The organism is Paenibacillus xylanexedens (assembly GCF_017874615.1).
Taxonomy (GTDB): domain Bacteria; phylum Bacillota; class Bacilli; order Paenibacillales; family Paenibacillaceae; genus Paenibacillus; species Paenibacillus xylanexedens.
Window position 1 is genome coordinate 332,233 of the sequence record NZ_JAGIKV010000002.1, and the last position, 17,807, is coordinate 350,039.

Genomic DNA, 17,807 nt, shown 5'->3' on the forward strand with positions numbered 1-17,807 from the left:
GTCCTTCCTCCTCTGTCTTCAAGTAAAAAGAGCAAGTACAGAATAACCTGATGTGGTCTTCCTGCACTTGCTCTTGCAATTAACGGATCTGAACATCTTGGGTACGTCCCATGTACCATGATTGAAATGATTTTGCCGTATCCAGGGAAATGTCATGTGCCCGATGATGCAGCACTGGTTTGGCGCGGTTTACCGTATGAATGGAAGCCACACCGAACCAACGCTGTAACACATTACGGGTGATCTGCACTTCGATGACTTTCTCACGTTTGGAGATGAAGAGTGTTGAAGTGAGCGCACCGGTTCGAAGTTGAATGAAATTCTGATGCAGAATGTATCGGGTATGGAAAAAGTCCATCACTCTGCATGTTGCAATCCACACGAGCAGAATCGCGGAAATCATCCACCAGGCATGTTTCTGGCCAAACACCAATGGTTTGAAATACCACAATAAACCCGTGACCATGATCCACCCCCAGCTTGGTTTGAGCAGGCGCAGCCATAGTGATATTCGTGGGAGCTTTTCCATCTCCTGCGTAACCCGATAGGATGGCAGGATCTCCTCAATCAGGGTATAGGCTTGCTTCACAGGCAAGAAGGGATAGAGCGAGTTCACCTCCTGCTCGGATTCTCCCAGACTACCTGCAGTGGTCAGTTCTACTTCCGCCAGTCCAAGCAGCCTTTTCATCGGTGACTGTGTAATTTTGATGGCCTGGACTCGTTCTTTCAGGATTGAAAATGACGTTTGCTCCATCATGCCCTTCGAGATATAGATGCGCTTGGCATCCGAGGTGATCTGGAAATTGCCATATTTTACGAAGGTTCTGACTATGCCCAGAGCAATAGATATGATCAATAAAACTAAAATCATCAAACCGGCAATCCACCAGGAATCAAGCCAGGTTAATAACAAACTTTCCGTTACTTCTTCATCAGGGAAGAAGTCCTTCACCCAGGAATAAAGCGTAGCCAGGACCGGAATCAGTACGAGAAAGCTGAGCGAGGTAAAGGATGCTTTGAATATGTCCTTCCGGGTGGAATGATAATGAACAACCCGTTCCTGTTTCTCTTTTAAAGGCAGAGATATGACTTCATCAGTTATAAAAGGTTCGGATTGCGCCTCTCTCTCTTCCATAACCTGAACTACATCCAACGTATCATGTTCCTCTGTTGCTCCTACTGTTTCTGCGTCCTCTGCCAGATAACCCGCTACAATCTTCTCCAACTGCTCCGCTTCGGAAAGGGAAACAACGTGTAACTGAAAGGTAGCATCTTCTCCCTTAATCCCGGTCTCGAATCGGATCGACGTCACGCTGAACAACCGATGAAACAACGTCGTATGTCGGTTCACGTTCTGGACCTTGGTATACGGTATCGTTCTTCGAGTACGGTTGAACACACCACTGTAGATGTGAAAGGCATTATCGTCTGCTGTATAACGAGAAGTAAACCACTTCCAGATGATCGACACGATGCCGATGGAAATACCTACATAAAAGGCGATTCTTCCATAGAAAAGCCATTGGGACTCTGAGCCCTGACGGAAGACAAACAAAAACAGGATAATGGCGAACGAATTCTTCACCAGTTTCCACGAGCTCCACAGCATGGTTAATGGATGATGTCGCTTCATATCGATCATTCATCCACCTCATTAATCCGTGCATAGGACGCAATCTGATGACGGAGTGCAAGCGCAACTTCCTCTGGCAAAGCCGGGATTTCATGTGATGAACCCATCGTGCCAACCGATACGGAATAGAGTCCATATTTTCGCATTAAAGGTCCCTGATTTGTTGTAACCGATTGCACTTTCGCCATGGGGATGATCTGATGTACCTTGGTTAGCGCCCCACGCTTCAATTGAAGGAACTCCTCATTCACATCATAGTACCAATGCTTGTATAACCATGACGGCTGGATGAAAATATCCCACACCGCATAGAGCACCGATATGGCCGTAACGCCCCACAAAATCCAACCAATCCACGTCTTCCATCCATAGATGGAGTCAAGTATTAATAGTACGGCAAGGATCAAGAAACCTATTACATTCCATAGGATGGCGCTAATTCTCCACAGGTTTACCGCTTGAGGGGAGAGCCTTTGCTCGGGTATATTCCACTGTATTGACATATGTTCACTCCTTTTTTTCCATGTACATCAAAACACACATGATACACTGTACGAATAATCGTCCACGATCGATGCAAAAAGATAAAGAGATGACCCCTATACCATACAGGTCGTCATCTCTTTTGTTCATTTCATTTTACTTTAGTGCATGTTCAAAAAGACTGGTTTTCAGTACCGAGAAGATGGGATGAAGCTAGAAATGGAGTAGCGGAGCGTAGGGAAAACTACGTGAGCAACTACAATGTTTCCGAAGGAAACATACTTCGTAAGCATCCACTTATTTCGGCTGAATTCCATATTCGATGCTGATGATGCCACTAGGCATCCTTCGTAATCAAAAGCGGGCTTTTTGAACAACCTCTATAAAATCCTGTACTTCACACAGCCAAACCATATGATCTGTTCCTTCGCCCCAGTAGTTCTTCGCCACCACATAGGGTTCACCGAATTTGCGTTGCCACTTCTTCTGTGCGATCTGGTAACCGCTATCCAGGCAGAATTGCTGAATTCCCAGCCGTTGCAGTTCAGTAACCAGTGCGAGAATGAGCGCCGAACCAATCCCCTGTCCTTGAACCTCGGGCAACACGTACAGGCTACCCAGTTCTCCGATATCGTCCAGCCGGCCCTCTGTACATTCTCGAATCTCCTTACCACACGGTCCATACGAGATTGTGCCTACAATAACATCTCCCATTTTGGCGACGAGGAAAAACACACTTGCTTTGATGTTGTCCTTTGCTTGCAATGCCTTGTGAATCATCGCTTTTTTGTGTGTTATTTCATCCTGAATATCATCCAGAAGCGTGCCTATTCCCTCTTGATCAAATGCTGCTGGAATCGTTGTCTCGAACACCTGATACGCTCCATCTGCATCCGATCGCGTCAAAGGTTCAATGGTAATTTTGTCATCCACAGGTTCTTCTCCGTTCCACATACCTTCTTAATCTGTACGTCGCTGAATCAGTCTTCTTAGTTGATTCGAATCCTCAAGAGGAATGCTATATCCAGTATGCGTGTCTTCCTGGTTTACTAACAGGCCTTGCATCTTGGGATCCATTCCTAATGAAAAATCATACCGTGTTATAGAGCTGTCCGCATTTGTTATGCTCAGGTCGTACTGTGTACCATAATCAAGAATACCCGGCATACGCTCTGCCTTATGTATGGCCTCCATCATGATCCGAATCTCGTCAGATCGATCAAACTCAACATCTTGGCATGGTTCCAAAGTGAGGTTTGGATTACAGGTTAAGGTGATCAGCATAGGAAGTCCCTCTTCCGCGTTCGATTCATTCGGTTTACTGCACCCTGCAATGAACGTGACAATGACAAATACGAGCAACACTCCTACATATTTCACCATACTGCGTGCCTCCCTGACTTAGTATTAAATAAACTAGTAATGAGTAGAGAAGTAATAAATACAGTATATAATGAAATGACTCAACTGCACTAACTATCTGTAGTCATATCAAGTTACGTAACTCCGGGTCCCATGAAGACAATATAGAGATCAGTCGCTCTATGGTCTCTTGCACAAATACCTGAACTCTCTCACCCGTGATGAACTCAGGAGTAATTCCTGGTTCTTCCCCATTAAGAAAAGAAAACGTGTGGTCCCGCCAGCGTACAATCTCATCGGCAGTTAACCGATCCGTCATGTCATAACCCGGTGAACTGTTGAGCACCTGCCATACCTCTTCGCTCCAACTTGAACCTTGATAGAGATTGAAATCGATCTGGTCCGTCTCCTGATAATATAAACGCGCTAGTTCATCCTTCGATCTGCTACTGCCTGTATGTTGATCTACCTTGTTGACCCGTTCCACGAATTCAGGATGCACACTACGGAACCAGTAATAGTCTGTCAGCACATGCATAAAGTATCCTCGCACAAACCACTTCCATCCTTCATCAGTAAGTTGTTGCATATAGAATGAGTAAAGATCCTTCAGTTCACCAACGTGATCTCCATCATCTTTCGGGTTAAAATGGGTGTATTCCTTATCATCTCTGGTTGTACCTTCGCGCATATGTATGGAATCCGGGGCGATATTCCCCAGATAGAATGAACCTCGATCAGCCTGCATTTGTAGCGAGTCTGCAATTCGATTAGCAATATTGAGATGAACCATAGGTAACGGCATAGAGATGATCTCCTTTTATTGGGAAGTATTCTACTATACTTAGAAAAAGAAACGATATAACCTACTGGTGCAACGTACAGATCACTGGAATAGTGAGACTTCGATGTTCCACCTTTTTCTCACCGTAGATGCTTGACTAACCCTGTATTCTCTCCACTTGCATGCGGTCAAACAGCTGCTCCAGATCCGTATGGTACTCCGGGTGCTCCTTCACAAGCAGACTAATGTATTCCGATCCACATTCATAGAATACCTGACGATTAAACGGAGCAGTATCTCCAAAATGATTGCTTTCCTGCCCAAATTTTCCCCGAATCAGATTCTCAATATAACGCGCGTAACCCTCGTTCCATTCTAACCAGCTCCAGTACTCGGCTTGTTCTTCATTTAATGAAGTGAACAACGCTTTTCTAGCTGTGTGTACTTGTGTCAGGTCTTTACTCTTCAAAGCAGACAACAATGAGTTAATCCGCTCCACAACGATTTCATCTTCATACGGAAACTCATAATCCAGTTCCCATGTTACACGCTTCAGTTGGTCCATTTTATGCTTAATCTGAAGACGGTTGACGATCCGCTCATCATATTTCTCATATACATAACAATGAACATATTCGTGGAATAGATAGACTTTCTGCTCCAGATCTTTGAACGCTGTATCCGTTACAATCGCACACATTCGTCCGTTCATATGATGCACCGGCATCGCAGCAAGGCATTCATCTGGAATATATAAATCGTCCGGAACCGTCTTCACCCACTCATATTGCTGCGTTTTGGACGAATAATCATAGATATATAATAAAGCTTCATAGGCTACAACCACTGGATAATGTTCTGCAAACAAAGGATGTAGGCTAACCAAGTCTTTCTGAAGCTCGTTTAACTCGTTAATTTGCTCTAAAAAAGCATCCATGTCATTAACCCTCTCTTTACTGGATTGATGCGTTAATCATACTAGAATAGGAAAGATAAAACACTGAGAGAAAAATGATAATTCTGTTCGAGTATGAGATGGTGAACGTTAGAAAGGTGGAAGATTTATAATCAGGTATACAGTTTCCTAAGTTCGTTCACCACTGACTATATGCCAATGTTGATGCTTCGAGTCTTGATAGTTGCCCAAGTTAGTTATAATCTTCGACGAGCCTGTCTGGTCCACCATGTCAGCAGCAATCTTTTTAATGACACGCATCATTTCAAATAAAAGTTCATCATTATTCTCTGCTTCTTGGGAAATGAATGACTGGATATGAATCTTGGGAATCACCACGATATGGTGTTCGTAGTATGGTCGGGTATGGTGATAGGCTAGTACTTGATCTGTTTCCAAAACAATATCTACTTTTGTTTTACCACTGAGCACTTCATCACAATAAAAATCCTCCGTCATCATGCTCCTCCTTCTTCAAAGTGCATACGTGAAACGTACCCTTATGATTTGGTCAAGATTCCCTGATCCACGGATTTCTGAATAAGCTGCTGCGCATACTCCCACAATGTTTCGGAACCGTTTGCAATCTCACGGTTTCTGTTTAACACCTGTTCACTTGTAATGTTATATTTCTGCCACGTATCTCCCTCATTCTGATGATTGTGGATAAGAGGCTGCAGCCGATCGAGAGATGAGGCAAATTGTGCTTCAGGCGTCTGCTTTGCTTCAAACTCTAACCATAACTGGAGTAGTTCTTCAGCCTGTTCCTTAGGCAACATACCAAACAGCCGATGAGCCGCTTGGAGTTCACGATCATATTTATCCGTGTGTCCCACCGTATCATAAGCGAATGTATCTCCGGCATCAATCTCGACCAGATCATGAACGAGAAGCATCTTAATGACTTTGAGGATATCCACATCCTTGTTGGCATGACTCTGCAAAACCAAGGCCATCATCGCCAGATGCCAAGAATGCTCCGCATCATTTTCAAGTCTCTCACCATGCATAATTCTCGTCTTTCGTTCAATCGTTTTGAGTTTATCAATCTCAATGAGAAATTGAATCTGATCCTGTAATGATTCGCTCACAGCACATCCTCCTTCAGATCCATCTACGAGGATAGATCATACCAGTAAACTCTATAGTAAAGTTCAAGGTATACTCGGTATTTTTGAAATAATGAAAAATGATTTCATCAAATCTTATATTCATAGATTCTCGTCTCTTCATCATCAAGCAGATATCCTTTACCAATATAGGCCCAGTTATTTTCTCATAATAATCGGTCAGATCAGTACACAAATACAGCTTGGCATACCCTTTTGCTTTCACCTCATTTAATGCATGGGTCTGAAGTTGTCCACCTAGGTTCTGGCCCCGATATTCTGGATCAACATGAAGACATGCAAACCAGGGAAAGAGATCCTGTCTGCTATTCAGATCGCTTCGTAATAATGCGTAACCACCGATAATTCGGTCTCCATCCAACATCACATAAAATCTTGGTGCATCACTCTCTGTATCCACAGAACGCTCTATACAATCTCGATAGAAATGGAGGCTTGATTCCGAGCCCCATTGTTTCCAAAAATACTGTACTGCTTCTTGCAACATGTCCGGCTTCTGCCGAATATCATAATTTGCAACATGTTAATCTCCCTTCACGCTTTTCGCTTTCGTATATGTTCAGCTGTCCAATTCAACGTTCAGTTCACGCACAAAAACTGCTGTTCCCTTCATTCTGACATCCATATCCTCACCATCTCGAATCACACTCACTTGAACCTTTCCATCTCTACCAATCTCATGCCCTTGCTCTATCACAAACTGTACCTCATCAATCTCCGGTTTCACATAGGTTAAATAATAAGCACCCATCACCCCGGAGGCTGTTCCAGTCACTGGATCTTCCGTCGTACCAGAGTATGGTGAAGAGAAATGTCTGGCATGCATCATCGCATCGGAATCACGAGTTTCGAAACAAAAGGGATGTAGGGAAGCTTTGGGATTCTCAATTAAAATTCCTGGGAACAGGGAAGAATCCGGTTTCATCTTCATAAAAGAGTTCAAATCACGAATCGGGATTAATACCGTCCAGGTTCCTGTACTTCCATAAACGATTGGCGTAGAATGGTCAACCTCATCCAGAGTTAGATTGATGGCGCTTACCAGCTTCTCGATATCCCCCTGGAACGGTATAAACTGTGGCTGATCCTGTTTCATTTCCATGTAAATGGTGTCGGCATTGCGCTCAAATCGTATGGGTAATGTACCTACATTGGTTTCAATTGTGATCAACTCTTTGTCACTTAACATCCCACGCGTCTTCAACCCATACAATGATGCCATTGTGGCATGACCACACAGATTAATCTCATGACCCGGCGTAAAATAACGTAATCGGACGTCAGCTACTTCAGAGTTCAACACAAATACCGTTTCATTAAAACCGACCTTAAAAGCGATCTGCTGCATCTCCGTCTCACTGAAATGATCAGCATCAAAAACCACTCCTGCAGGGTTCCCTTGGCCGGGAACTGTGGAGAAAGCATCATAATGATAGACCGTAATATTACTCATCAACAGACCCACTCTCTCTGTAATCTACGAGACTCACATTTCCATATAACTCTACGCTTTCACCATCAATTACAAGCCCGCCACCATCTTGGCACGCATAAACCGCAGTACGATTAACGCGCGTATACTCTCTTAATAAATTCAGGGTATCTTCCGAACCGTCCCAATGAGGTGCAAACTCAAAATCAACGAGTCCCAGTGCTTGCATATCTTTCAGATCTACATTGTTTTCATCAGCATCTTCCCCATATCCAGCTATCTCGATCGTAGGTGTCGTCAAAATACTTCCTGCGCTGACCCCGATCAGAATGCCGCCACTCTTCACATAGGAACGCAGCAAACCAAGCACATTTCTCTTCTGTAATAAACTTAGAAAATAAAACGTATTTCCGCCGGATAGATGAATCGCATCACATTCGAAAATAGAGCCAAATGTGCTCTCCTCATACTCCAGATCAATATCATAATATTGAATATTATCTATTCCTATTTGATTATAGTAACTTCTAGTATGTTCAAAATACTTTCGCTCCGGGTCGGAACTTGAAGGGATATATCCGATGGAAAGCTGTTCACTGTCGAATAAGCTTCGTATTCTCTGATCCAATTTATCGTTAGATTTGAATATCAAATCACTTAGCAGAACCAACGTAGTCATCTTATTTCCTCCCGTACCTATTAGACTGACTTAAACTCTCGATCCAAAATCGAGAAAAAATACTGGTCTGTCCACTGATTGTTCCACCATAGTTCTTCCTGGTAGACGGCCTCCCGTGTCATACCCACATGCTGCATCAGTGCGGCTGAGCGAACGTTTTGTGAATTGCACATGCCGACGACCTTATGAGCTTGTAACTCTTGAAATGCAAATTGTAATAAAAGTCGGGTGGCTTCACTCCCGTATCCTCTCCCTGCATAGTCGGAAAGTACTGCGAATCCAAGTTCCCAGCTTTTTCGGTAATCCACATAACTCCACATTTGAACGACACCAATGGGCATATCTTCCGGATCGCTCAAGCGGCGTATAACGAAATCATGGGCATACGTTTTCTCATCTGCACAGCAAAATGACTCCGATATTTCTCGCGAACCTTCTCCTCATCCGTCTCAACAGTTTCCTCAAAGCTCCATATGTTTGTGTCACATTCAAGTTGACCTATGAAATCGAGGTCCTGCTCTGTGACTGTTGTTATTCTTACCTTCTCTCCCAAGAATTCCATGTGGATTCATCTCCTTTGGATTACGCAACGTCCCCATAGGACTACTGCATTTGCCCATTAATATACCTTCTGTGACTTGCAGATGCTTCCTGAACCCACAAATCCAACTCCACTCTACTAACAAAAAAATTATCCTGAACCTTAATGAACGGAAACATTCTCCCATCAAAGAAACCTGACACCGTAAAACTCCCTTGCTCAGCCTTAATAATACTCATCACCTGTTCTTCAGTCATACTCAGATACTCGGCAGTTTTTTGAATCGTCATCAATGCTTTATCTTTAAGTACTTCTTGCTCTGCTGCCTGAGTCAGTTCAGTATTTCTCTCCTGAGTCGTTAGCAATATACAGCCAATAATAAACGAGATACCTAAAATGACACTGGCTAAGAATATAGAGAGCGGAATAGATTTCATTGTTTAGGAATCTCCCATTCTGTATTAAGCAAACCTCTACCAATGTTCCATTTGGCGAGCAAAGCTCTCTGTTTATTTTCCAGATCAAGATAGGGTGCTGCAACACAGGATAACGTGTCAAACATATGGATAAAATGGGGCCCTTCCTTGAAACGTCGAAGCCCGCCATACTCTTCATCATCCGCTGCCCAAACAATCTTTTTAATACCCGACATTAATATGGTACAAGAACACATAGGACAAGGTTCACAGGTAGTATAGAGCGTCAGGTCTTTCTTCTTCGTGAATCTCTTCTTGTCTACATCCAGCAAATGTTTTCCTGCCCGACGAATGGCATCCACCTCAGCATGTGCGGTGGGGTCGCAATCTGAGAAGACTCGGTTCCTGCCTTTACTCACGACATTTCCATCTACATCCACAATTATTGCACCAATCGGATACGTTCCTTCAGTAAGTGATTGTTCTGCTTCTTCCAGAGCCAAAGTTAGATAATCATAATCTGATAAATTCATTAGAAAGCCCCCCTTAGTACAGTTATAGACCACTTACAAAACAGACGCCTTGTGTAATGTGTAGTAGATGAGTTTGACGGGATCTCCTTAGATCGTTAAACGTTCCGGATTGTGTACTGCCCTGCTTCACCAAGAAAATCACTTTTGGTTAACCCTTTTTCTCCGAGTAACATCCTGTAGTTCGATATCGTACCATCATGTGAAATGATAAACGTATTGCCGCCCTGTTGCCTGCACCATTCAAGAAGCTGTTCAGCTAATATCTTGAACCGATGTGCATCCATCTGATTAATACTTTCCTCCCAACAATCCAAACCCAAATCAAGCATTCTTATGTCAGTATACTGATGGCTGAGTTCTTCCTTGGAATAGATCTGATCACAGACGAAAGGAACAAACTCTGGATTCTGAGGAAACATTCTTGGGCCAACCAGTGGGCTGAAGAACGTAAGATTTTTGTTAGGGGGTAGGAGTTGTGCTGTTTCAATAGTACGTTTCGTTGGACTAATCAAAATGACGTCTTCAGGCGCAAAAACCACTTGTTTACGCAACGCTATGACCTGACTTTTTCCCAATTCAGTGAGACCGGGATGCAGACAATTTAATTGGTTTGGATAATCCATCAAGTGTTCGCCATGACCATGACGAATAAATGTAATGTCCATAGGCACCTATTCCTCTATTTCTGAAATGAAGTGTTTGATGCCTTTTGCATCAAAGAGATTAGTCAGTTCCTTTTTCAAAAACACAGGATATACTTCCATCTGCTCCAGTTCGTCTAAGGAAAACCATTGGAAAGTTAACTTACCGTTATCTTCTAAACCTTTGAATTCAGTTTCACTATATAGCTTATGGGCTTCCGGCAATGTGATGACATAATAAAAGCCAACTTCATGATACTTCAGGCCATCATATTCAAAGAAATCTTCACTAACATATGCGAGCCTTTCCGCTTCTACATGAACACCCAGTTCCTCCATCATCTCTCGCACAATAGCCGCTTCTGTTGTCTCGTTTAATTTCACCCGACCTCCGGGCAGATTCCAGAAATCATCCTGTTCAGTCGTATGCAAAAGAACTCTTCCCGCATCCATCACAATACCTGCCACACGGAAGTTGAATTTGTTGTTATTTTGTTCATACGATACATTATTGTTATCTGCAGTGGTCATCTCGCTGACCACCCATCAGCAAATCCGTCCATGAATCCCATGATGAATGAGGGAATGATGAGTACGAGCAATAAAATTAAACTGGCTACGCCCCATCTAAGAATTACTTTCCGTTTGCTTCAAACACCTATAATAATTAAGATTGCGGTTGTTGCAATTAAGGCTACTTCATAAAATGTCATCAAACTGACCTCCGGTATGTATGTATTCGTATTTCATTAAGGTTACTCCAGAATCTTTTCTAGCTTGTGCCTACAAGCCTCGCGGTCATAATCCGAATTATCCAGCCATACCTTATCCATCTGAAGTAACCCATAGATTTCGGACTCCAGCTTCTTTCTTTCCTGCAAAACCTGTACCGTACCCTGAACACCCCTATAACCCTGTGCTTGCCCAAAACCCTGGTTCGTATAATAGTCAATAAAACCCTCTGACCATTCCTTTGGTCTTTCACTAACTGCCTTATCAAAGGTATAGGATATATCTTTCTGGTCGATATAGATGAGAAGTGGATTCAAAGCATGAATGATACGCCCCAGTTCCAATACATACTGCACGTTCTGCTCTTTGGATTGATTACATTTTATGAGACCCATGGTTAGTGGATTCTGGATAAAACAACACTCAAATATCGTGATGCAGTCATCATTTGTGCTTAACACGTTTTGGGCGAAATCTTGCCACTTCTCGGTGATCAGCTTTACATTTTGCTCAAAAGGAATTTCGTAAATATCTCGGCTGAAAATATCCTGTACAATGTGATCAGGAAGCTCTATTCCCCATTGTTCTTTCATCTTCCGATAAGGAATCAGGAAACCTTGATCATGGGCAGTCGCATTGCTTTCCAAAATTTCTCTGTATTTTTCATGCGTTTTCAATAAAGCCTCGAAGTCTCCTGCATAATAAAAAGATACGCCCTCGTAATCAGCAGGGTGATCCAGGTTTCCTTCTTGAAATAGTTGTACCTCCTTGCCTTGTCCCTTTAAAATTTCGGATACCATTTTGGCAACCGTTGACTTGCCTGAACCCGGTAACCCTTCAATCAGTATTAATCGCCTTGCCATCATTACATCATCCTTTAGGTTGTATAAAATTTTCAGCTCCATGATCAAGACAGTGTTCTACTGTGCTTAATCAATGTCTGCAAAAATCCATTGCGCGTTATCGCCATCTTCTTTCTTTTTCCAAAACACCATCGTATTGCTATACTCTTCGTCGTTCTCATTTAACTCATTAACTATCACCACTGCCTGATAGAGTTTCCTTTGCTCCTGTATAGTGATATCGCTCATGGAAGTAACCTTGAGAACTTTGTATCTTCCCATACCTGATATAGGAGATTCAGGATCAATCAAACTCATATATGCTTTTTCATCCTTTTCGTATAAATAACGCATACGGGCATTCATAAGTTTGACGATTTCCAATTTGTCACCGGTATAGTTTGTTTCATCGAGATACTCTGGTGGGATGTCTTCCTTCTCATGGGATGTCGATATTTCTTCATCCTGTTGTGTCTCTTTTGCTGTGACACTTTGAGCCAAGGAATCTATTGATTGTTGTGCATCTTCAGTGTTTTCCTGGTTCTGACAGGCCACCAGAAGTAGTAATAATAATGAAACTACGGTTAACTTTTTCATAGTCAGCCCTCCATTCAATCATGGATAATACTCCCCTCGTAAAGACCTTAAATGCCTTTAATTTAAAATAGAGACTTCCTATGTATGTAAAATTCTCTCTCAAGGTACATCATAACCCATAATGTGGTATTTGCGAATAAACGAAGTTAACCATCTCTGTTTCTATCGCATTTCGCGCCAAAAACCACGCTTCTCTGCACGAGTTACATCATGCAAAGCGCGTGGTTATCAGCAGAACTTTCACTCAACTTTTGTAACTGTCCACAATCAATCTACCTATCTATCAAATAACATATTCATTATGCCGACCGCTTCAATCTGGATCTCCTTTTCTTCAGTATCCGCAAAACGGTAACTATATGTTGAAAAAATCCCCATATGCCCTATATGTCCGCCTTTATAGTGAAGCGTCTTTTCTTCACCGTCGATCGTCTGCGTAAACGTCCTGCCTTCATTCACATCATACGAAGAATGGATGTCATATTCACTTGCGAGCCACGCAACAAAATCTTCTTCGTTTGGATTGGTCATTACTAGAATAACGAGCAGAACAACAAGAACAAAAATGCCCGTTCTGAGTCCTGCGCCCTTCTTGCCACCATGCTGTGTGTTTTCACCCTTCATCCCGTTCACCCCGTTTCTTGAACAGTAATCTCTACGTTCTTCGCCAAAACCCAACCACTCAATCCATACGAGGATGAGATCACCATGTACTTGTATTTCTCCTCGATCAGCCGGATTTGCAATTCGTCATAGGAATCATAGCTGACAGGCCAACCATAGCCCTTCCCCGACTCTAACAACTCTCGATTATAAGGGATTAAATGCTCTATTTCCCACTCATCCAGATCCAAAATAATGCTGCCATGCAGCGGTGTATCAAACGCATGGGCCATTACACCAGAGAATAAAACATCCATATTTTTCGGTACAGCATGACTTGAACGTGTGCGCATCCTGATTCTTTTGTTCTCTAAATCAACTTCGTAGCTTAATATGATGTTGTCATGCAAACTTGGCATAGTCCCCCTCCTTCCATACCTTATAAATCCGAATCAAACACCATAATATTGTTTATAGTGTGAGACCCATTCCGTTTCGGAGAAATTAACAAAATCATATGGCTCTAGGCTCCAATCCATACAGCTGCAACAGTTCTCCCTCGTTCATACGTGTACTCCTTGCCTACTTGAGAATGTTATTTAACTCTTCCGCTTTTTTCCTGCTATCCATTCTAGCATAAAAATAAAAAGAGATGATGTGCAGCACAAGTTTTCTTCTCGTACATAATAAAAAAACTACTCACTCATGAGTAGCCCCCTAGAATCCATATATTCATATAACCTTACTCAATCTCCAGATACAACTCCTGATTTTGCAGAATCATCTCATTCATGTGTGCAATAGCAGCTTGCGCTACGGTCTGATATGCAGCATATAACATCTCTGTTCTCTGAAGCAAAATCGGGTCCTTATCCAGATCCGTTGCTAACACCTCACGCCACTCTTCACCCACTTTATTTTTGTCCTTAATGAGACTTTCAATCTGTTCAAGTACATTCACCATTTCATCTAAATGAAAAAAGCGCATCCCATTTTTTATTCCATTCCAACTCTTGATCTCAATGATGTTATATGCCGAAAACCAATAAAATTCTGCCAGACTCTTCGTGTGATTGTGATAGGAATAGAACAGAAATAAAGCTTGTTGCCCTTCGTGTAACTGTCGGTATATCTCTGTTTTGGCTGCCATATCTCTGCCCCGTACTGATACAAGCATCGGTTCAATACACAGCCAGCTAAGTTGCTTTGAATATATATCTTCTGGTCGAAGTTTAGCCTTCATAACATGCTCCTTTCTTTTTACCAATTTAAGGATTATCTGGTACTTCCACGGCCGGGTCATTCTCTCCGCCCATTCTGCGTCTGGATGTCTCCATTTTCCCTGTCGAAGGCACATGGTCAGAAGCTTTAGCTAATCCGAATTTGGGCATGTTGGCGTATATGGTTTCGAAGGAACCCGACTGAGCCTTGTATGTTTCATGATAAATTCCTACTGTTCCGTCAGTACCAATGGATCGGTTGAATTTTTTCCAAGCTTCCAAGTGTAGTCCACCTCGTGCGTATTTCTCCAATTCATCGTAAGAACGCCAGTATTGGAGTAGCGTCACCCCACGCCAGCTTATAAAATACTCTGTACTCAGAAATCCGGTCTCCGGATTCATATACAGCTCTTTAATCATCGGGCCCATGGACTTGAAGACAGGCAACCATTTATGTATAGCCCACAGACGATTAATCCTCATTCCAATGATAAAAACAACAAATTCTCCCTTAATCTGAGCGGAGTATCTTCCCTTATGTATGTTCGCCATGTCACCCCTCCTTTTCGTCAAACACATTCGATTTCATCGGATCTGGACGACCCTGCCTATCCGCTCATAGGCATTCAGGGGAAACTCAAAACTCCACCGTTTGTGATATTCCTCCGGTCCCATTTCCTTCAATTTGCTTAGTTCTCTGTACAGCTTGGTCAACTTGACCAACGTTAGCTCTTCAGACATAGTAACCGACCCTTTGTAACGTCTTCCGTGCTAAAGTTATCACTCATCTCATACACCATGAATTGAATCATGGTCTTGGAACATTTTTTGATCCGGAATCGATACTCTCCAGGTTCAGTCTGCATGGTCATGGTTACCTCTGTGGCTCCCTTGTGCAATGCAACGAATTGACGTGCCACCTCATCAACCGCATCCGACAAAAAAGAAACCGGAATCTCAATCTGTTCTCCTTGATTAGGTTGAATCGTAATATCCATCCATGTGGTTCAAGCGTCATAACGATGTCCATAGCCATCCTCCTTTATGTGATTCTATGATGCAAGATTAACTGGAGATTATGCCTTTCAGTACATATATCTTCTAATTTAAAATTAGGTGAGTTGTGGAGCAGTAGACGTGCTTTCAATTTGTGTTCACGTTCCTTATGATCGTGTTTGTTTCTCTGCCATTAGAATTCTTACAATGCTGGTCGCATTGTTAAATTTCATTTTGTTATTCTTCTGTTGGTAGGCCCACCCTTGTTTTATAGCATATTGAATAAGGTTGGATATCAGTTTGGGTTCATAGACAAATATATCCCATGTATCTTCCCAAGCCACATCAAACTCTACAAATGTAGATTTAAATGTATTTGAATAGATCCGAATAACAATATCGTATGCTTGCTCATCCACAACATATAAAAACAGTGTATCATTCACTACAATTTTGCGTACTTGTTTCCTGTATACCTTCAGGTAAATCCCTCCCTTGCTTACACAGTGCTGCGTAAACCTTCATACACATTCCATTTTGTATACAATTGTTTTAGCGCTAATCCTGTTGTATGTATGAACTTGTCCATAGCTTCCATGGATAAAATATTTAAATCACCCAAAGGTTCGTTGTCAGGGTTAACTAAAAACTCAAGTTTCTCTCCTCTATACTGGTACACCTCAGATTCCAGCAATCCGCCTAGATCAAATGCTCTCCCCACATTCAGCTCATTTAACCAATCGCTGGCCCTGTTCCAATTCTGTAGAATCATAAACTCTAACTTCGTGACTTCCTGTGTATACACGCTTCTTCCATTGGGGTGGACTTCATATGCAGGATAGATATCGAATGTCCACACGCGATCCGTATAGATATGGGCGATGTAACCGCACAGATATTGCCGGAATTTGGGATCACTATAAGCTATCTTCTTGTTGGACTCAAAAAATTCTTTAAGTTCTTCGTCTGTTGCGAACCTTCCTGCCTCTGGCATGAGGTGGGTTTTCGCCTTTTCGGTACGAAGATTAGTTCTTACATGGATGGAATCTGGAGCGAGGCTTCCCAATAATAATTCAGGGGATGGATCTGATATCAATTCGGATGCAATTGCAAAATGAACCATAGGCCAAGGCAATACAAAAACTCCCTTCTATTGTAAATTGGATCTTATAAGAGTTAACTTTCATATCCCAAAATGCACAATGCATTTCCCATTTACCTCAGCGTACTTTGCCATGTTCGCAAACTTGTTTAATTCGTTGATTAATTCAACTTTGTTGTACACGAGTTTCTCGTAGTAGCCCTTCTGTTCGCCTCCAGCAATGCTGTAATTCCCTGTCAGCACAATCGGATCCGCCGCATGGCTGAATAGATCAATCCAAGCCCGAATCAGTTGATGAAATTTCAACAAAACATTCTGCTCTTCAATAACGGTTATTCCATAGTTGTTCAGTCCACTACATCTCATACAGGTAGATGGATTCCATGTATCCAACCAGCAAAGGGAATCATAGATGTACGCAATGAATTCGTCTTCCAAGGTCGCATGATTCTCTGTGGTTAATCCACTTCCATGTATTCTCCCTTGTGAATCCCATGAGTAGGAGGTATGAATATTCCCGTCTACTTGCGATTTGTTTTCGATAACAAAATGATGCTTCGGCATACCTACATGCGCCCCCTTACACGCTCACTCCCATAGAATCCTCTTAATTCATCATAACCCATGTATTGGTAAATGGAAATTGAAAAAGGTCCTATCTACCTCCCAAATCAGGAGAAGTAAAATAGGACCGTGATAAAAACTTTCTTACATTCATAAAATCCTTCGTCTACTCAGAAACGCTGTTCCTTCTTCTCGATACATCTCTATAGATTCATTGGTCACATGATCATGTCTCAGTATTCCCATATAATCTGTTCCAGGTTTCTTTGGTCTATAATCTGAATCCACCGTGTAGATATTGAAGTGCACCTCATCTTCGTCCTCTGATATATCCGTATGATCGAAAAGTGAAATCACTTCATCTTTATCGAGAAACCTAAATGGAGATGCCTGACGCTGTATAATATAAAAAGGATATGTGATGTTCTCTATCTGAATGAATTCATGGTACACCTTAAGCTCATCAGGTATGAGATCCATGTACTGTCTAGCTACCTCTTCTGCCTGGAATACACCTGAAATCCACTTCAAATCCCCCTTGGTTGCTAAGATAATAAACAAG

Annotated in this window: 27 protein-coding genes; all 27 read right to left on the reverse strand. The window is 42.3% G+C overall.

Annotation, left to right across the window (positions count from 1 at the left end):
* Positions 1-79: 79 nt before the first annotated feature.
* Positions 80-1,642, reverse strand: coding sequence for a PH domain-containing protein (locus J2Z28_RS03825; protein WP_211081235.1), 1,563 nt, complete (start codon positions 1,640-1,642; stop codon positions 80-82).
* A complete protein-coding gene (locus J2Z28_RS03830; protein WP_211081236.1) occupies positions 1,639-2,136 on the reverse strand; it encodes a PH domain-containing protein in 498 nt (165 codons plus the stop codon). Before J2Z28_RS03830 ends, J2Z28_RS03825 begins: the two co-directional genes overlap by 4 nt.
* 334 nt (positions 2,137-2,470) lie before the next feature.
* Complete coding sequence (locus J2Z28_RS03835; protein WP_342357468.1) at positions 2,471-3,049, reverse strand: GNAT family N-acetyltransferase; 579 nt, start codon at positions 3,047-3,049, stop codon at positions 2,471-2,473.
* 27 nt (positions 3,050-3,076) lie between these two features.
* Positions 3,077-3,499: a YhfM domain-containing protein gene (locus tag J2Z28_RS03840; RefSeq protein ID WP_211081238.1), complete on the reverse strand. Its 423-nt coding sequence runs from the start codon at positions 3,497-3,499 to the stop codon at positions 3,077-3,079.
* A gap of 103 nt (positions 3,500-3,602) precedes the next feature.
* Positions 3,603-4,283: a zinc dependent phospholipase C family protein gene (locus tag J2Z28_RS03845; protein WP_211081239.1), complete on the reverse strand. Its 681-nt coding sequence runs from the start codon at positions 4,281-4,283 to the stop codon at positions 3,603-3,605.
* A gap of 136 nt (positions 4,284-4,419) precedes the next feature.
* Positions 4,420-5,199, reverse strand: coding sequence for a hypothetical protein (locus J2Z28_RS03850; protein ID WP_211081240.1), 780 nt, complete (start codon positions 5,197-5,199; stop codon positions 4,420-4,422).
* A gap of 147 nt (positions 5,200-5,346) precedes the next feature.
* Complete coding sequence (locus J2Z28_RS03855; protein WP_211081241.1) at positions 5,347-5,679, reverse strand: HIT domain-containing protein; 333 nt, start codon at positions 5,677-5,679, stop codon at positions 5,347-5,349.
* Positions 5,680-5,717: 38 nt separating this feature from the next.
* Positions 5,718-6,308 carry an HD domain-containing protein gene (locus J2Z28_RS03860; RefSeq protein WP_211081242.1) on the reverse strand — a complete coding sequence of 197 codons (591 nt, stop codon included), beginning with the start codon at positions 6,306-6,308 and terminating at the stop codon, positions 5,718-5,720.
* A gap of 13 nt (positions 6,309-6,321) precedes the next feature.
* On the reverse strand, positions 6,322-6,834 hold the full coding sequence (locus J2Z28_RS03865; RefSeq protein ID WP_244988079.1) for a GNAT family N-acetyltransferase: 513 nt from the start codon (positions 6,832-6,834) through the stop codon (positions 6,322-6,324).
* 72 nt (positions 6,835-6,906) lie between these two features.
* The gene (locus J2Z28_RS03870; RefSeq protein WP_211081243.1) at positions 6,907-7,800 is read right to left on the reverse strand and encodes a PhzF family phenazine biosynthesis protein; all 894 of its coding nucleotides are present in this window, start codon (positions 7,798-7,800) and stop codon (positions 6,907-6,909) included.
* Positions 7,793-8,458: a Type 1 glutamine amidotransferase-like domain-containing protein gene (locus tag J2Z28_RS03875; RefSeq protein ID WP_211081244.1), complete on the reverse strand. Its 666-nt coding sequence runs from the start codon at positions 8,456-8,458 to the stop codon at positions 7,793-7,795. Before J2Z28_RS03875 ends, J2Z28_RS03870 begins: the two co-directional genes overlap by 8 nt.
* Positions 8,459-8,478: 20 nt before the next feature.
* Positions 8,479-8,799 (reverse strand): GNAT family N-acetyltransferase, encoded by a 321-nt coding sequence (locus J2Z28_RS31060; protein WP_244988115.1) that lies wholly within the window; start codon positions 8,797-8,799, stop codon positions 8,479-8,481.
* Between the two features lie 14 nt (positions 8,800-8,813).
* Complete coding sequence (locus J2Z28_RS31065) at positions 8,814-9,020, reverse strand: hypothetical protein (protein WP_244988080.1); 207 nt, start codon at positions 9,018-9,020, stop codon at positions 8,814-8,816.
* A 41-nt stretch (positions 9,021-9,061) separates the two neighbouring features.
* Positions 9,062-9,436 carry a hypothetical protein gene (locus tag J2Z28_RS03885; protein ID WP_211081245.1) on the reverse strand — a complete coding sequence of 125 codons (375 nt, stop codon included), beginning with the start codon at positions 9,434-9,436 and terminating at the stop codon, positions 9,062-9,064.
* Complete coding sequence (locus tag J2Z28_RS03890; RefSeq protein ID WP_211081246.1) at positions 9,433-9,948, reverse strand: nucleoside deaminase; 516 nt, start codon at positions 9,946-9,948, stop codon at positions 9,433-9,435. Before J2Z28_RS03890 ends, J2Z28_RS03885 begins: the two co-directional genes overlap by 4 nt.
* Before the next feature lie 95 nt (positions 9,949-10,043).
* Positions 10,044-10,613 (reverse strand): phosphoglycerate mutase family protein, encoded by a 570-nt coding sequence (locus J2Z28_RS03895; protein ID WP_211081247.1) that lies wholly within the window; start codon positions 10,611-10,613, stop codon positions 10,044-10,046.
* Positions 10,614-10,619: 6 nt separating this feature from the next.
* The gene (locus J2Z28_RS03900; protein ID WP_211081248.1) at positions 10,620-11,120 is read right to left on the reverse strand and encodes an NUDIX hydrolase; all 501 of its coding nucleotides are present in this window, start codon (positions 11,118-11,120) and stop codon (positions 10,620-10,622) included.
* Positions 11,121-11,344: 224 nt separating this feature from the next.
* Positions 11,345-12,187 carry a P-loop NTPase family protein gene (locus tag J2Z28_RS03905; RefSeq protein WP_244988081.1) on the reverse strand — a complete coding sequence of 281 codons (843 nt, stop codon included), beginning with the start codon at positions 12,185-12,187 and terminating at the stop codon, positions 11,345-11,347.
* A 63-nt stretch (positions 12,188-12,250) separates the two neighbouring features.
* The gene (locus tag J2Z28_RS03910; RefSeq protein ID WP_211081249.1) at positions 12,251-12,760 is read right to left on the reverse strand and encodes a hypothetical protein; all 510 of its coding nucleotides are present in this window, start codon (positions 12,758-12,760) and stop codon (positions 12,251-12,253) included.
* 276 nt (positions 12,761-13,036) lie between these two features.
* Complete coding sequence (locus J2Z28_RS03915) at positions 13,037-13,384, reverse strand: hypothetical protein (RefSeq protein WP_211081250.1); 348 nt, start codon at positions 13,382-13,384, stop codon at positions 13,037-13,039.
* Between the two features lie 5 nt (positions 13,385-13,389).
* Positions 13,390-13,782: a hypothetical protein gene (locus J2Z28_RS03920; RefSeq protein ID WP_211081251.1), complete on the reverse strand. Its 393-nt coding sequence runs from the start codon at positions 13,780-13,782 to the stop codon at positions 13,390-13,392.
* 323 nt (positions 13,783-14,105) lie between these two features.
* The gene (locus J2Z28_RS03925; protein WP_211081252.1) at positions 14,106-14,606 is read right to left on the reverse strand and encodes a hypothetical protein; all 501 of its coding nucleotides are present in this window, start codon (positions 14,604-14,606) and stop codon (positions 14,106-14,108) included.
* A 25-nt stretch (positions 14,607-14,631) separates the two neighbouring features.
* Positions 14,632-15,135, reverse strand: a complete 504-nt coding sequence (locus tag J2Z28_RS03930; protein WP_211081253.1) for a DUF4188 domain-containing protein — start codon at positions 15,133-15,135, stop codon at positions 14,632-14,634.
* Positions 15,136-15,308: 173 nt separating this feature from the next.
* Positions 15,309-15,581 carry a hypothetical protein gene (locus tag J2Z28_RS31070; RefSeq protein WP_244988082.1) on the reverse strand — a complete coding sequence of 91 codons (273 nt, stop codon included), beginning with the start codon at positions 15,579-15,581 and terminating at the stop codon, positions 15,309-15,311.
* A 497-nt stretch (positions 15,582-16,078) separates the two neighbouring features.
* Positions 16,079-16,714, reverse strand: a complete 636-nt coding sequence (locus J2Z28_RS03940) for a hypothetical protein (protein ID WP_211081254.1) — start codon at positions 16,712-16,714, stop codon at positions 16,079-16,081.
* A gap of 48 nt (positions 16,715-16,762) precedes the next feature.
* A complete protein-coding gene (locus tag J2Z28_RS03945) occupies positions 16,763-17,245 on the reverse strand; it encodes a hypothetical protein (RefSeq protein WP_211081255.1) in 483 nt (160 codons plus the stop codon).
* A gap of 150 nt (positions 17,246-17,395) precedes the next feature.
* Entirely contained in the window at positions 17,396-17,806 is a 411-nt protein-coding gene (locus J2Z28_RS03950) for a hypothetical protein (RefSeq protein ID WP_211081256.1), read from the reverse strand.
* Position 17,807: the final 1 nt, after the last annotated feature.

Excerpts from the sequence above, each read along its gene's own strand:
- J2Z28_RS03825 (WP_211081235.1), bottom strand. The coding sequence starts at position 1,642 with ATGATCGATATGAAGCGACATCATCCATTAACCATGCTGTGGAGCTCG.
- J2Z28_RS03830 (WP_211081236.1), bottom strand. The coding sequence starts at position 2,136 with ATGTCAATACAGTGGAATATACCCGAGCAAAGGCTCTCCCCTCAAGCG.
- J2Z28_RS03840 (WP_211081238.1), bottom strand. The coding sequence starts at position 3,499 with ATGGTGAAATATGTAGGAGTGTTGCTCGTATTTGTCATTGTCACGTTC.
- J2Z28_RS03845 (WP_211081239.1), bottom strand. The coding sequence starts at position 4,283 with ATGCCGTTACCTATGGTTCATCTCAATATTGCTAATCGAATTGCAGAC.
- J2Z28_RS03850 (WP_211081240.1), bottom strand. The coding sequence starts at position 5,199 with ATGGATGCTTTTTTAGAGCAAATTAACGAGTTAAACGAGCTTCAGAAA.
- J2Z28_RS03855 (WP_211081241.1), bottom strand. The coding sequence starts at position 5,679 with ATGATGACGGAGGATTTTTATTGTGATGAAGTGCTCAGTGGTAAAACA.
- J2Z28_RS03865 (WP_244988079.1), bottom strand. The coding sequence starts at position 6,834 with ATGTTGCAAGAAGCAGTACAGTATTTTTGGAAACAATGGGGCTCGGAA.
- J2Z28_RS03870 (WP_211081243.1), bottom strand. The coding sequence starts at position 7,800 with ATGAGTAATATTACGGTCTATCATTATGATGCTTTCTCCACAGTTCCC.
- J2Z28_RS03875 (WP_211081244.1), bottom strand. The coding sequence starts at position 8,458 with ATGACTACGTTGGTTCTGCTAAGTGATTTGATATTCAAATCTAACGAT.
- J2Z28_RS31060 (WP_244988115.1), bottom strand. The coding sequence starts at position 8,799 with ATGCCCATTGGTGTCGTTCAAATGTGGAGTTATGTGGATTACCGAAAA.
- J2Z28_RS31065 (WP_244988080.1), bottom strand. The coding sequence starts at position 9,020 with ATGGAATTCTTGGGAGAGAAGGTAAGAATAACAACAGTCACAGAGCAG.
- J2Z28_RS03885 (WP_211081245.1), bottom strand. The coding sequence starts at position 9,436 with ATGAAATCTATTCCGCTCTCTATATTCTTAGCCAGTGTCATTTTAGGT.
- J2Z28_RS03890 (WP_211081246.1), bottom strand. The coding sequence starts at position 9,948 with ATGAATTTATCAGATTATGATTATCTAACTTTGGCTCTGGAAGAAGCA.
- J2Z28_RS03895 (WP_211081247.1), bottom strand. The coding sequence starts at position 10,613 with ATGGACATTACATTTATTCGTCATGGTCATGGCGAACACTTGATGGAT.
- J2Z28_RS03900 (WP_211081248.1), bottom strand. The coding sequence starts at position 11,120 with ATGACCACTGCAGATAACAATAATGTATCGTATGAACAAAATAACAAC.
- J2Z28_RS03905 (WP_244988081.1), bottom strand. The coding sequence starts at position 12,187 with ATGATGGCAAGGCGATTAATACTGATTGAAGGGTTACCGGGTTCAGGC.
- J2Z28_RS03910 (WP_211081249.1), bottom strand. The coding sequence starts at position 12,760 with ATGAAAAAGTTAACCGTAGTTTCATTATTATTACTACTTCTGGTGGCC.
- J2Z28_RS03915 (WP_211081250.1), bottom strand. The coding sequence starts at position 13,384 with ATGAAGGGTGAAAACACACAGCATGGTGGCAAGAAGGGCGCAGGACTC.
- J2Z28_RS03920 (WP_211081251.1), bottom strand. The coding sequence starts at position 13,782 with ATGCCAAGTTTGCATGACAACATCATATTAAGCTACGAAGTTGATTTA.
- J2Z28_RS03925 (WP_211081252.1), bottom strand. The coding sequence starts at position 14,606 with ATGAAGGCTAAACTTCGACCAGAAGATATATATTCAAAGCAACTTAGC.
- J2Z28_RS03930 (WP_211081253.1), bottom strand. The coding sequence starts at position 15,135 with ATGGCGAACATACATAAGGGAAGATACTCCGCTCAGATTAAGGGAGAA.
- J2Z28_RS31070 (WP_244988082.1), bottom strand. The coding sequence starts at position 15,581 with ATGGATATTACGATTCAACCTAATCAAGGAGAACAGATTGAGATTCCG.
- J2Z28_RS03945 (WP_211081255.1), bottom strand. The coding sequence starts at position 17,245 with ATGCCGAAGCATCATTTTGTTATCGAAAACAAATCGCAAGTAGACGGG.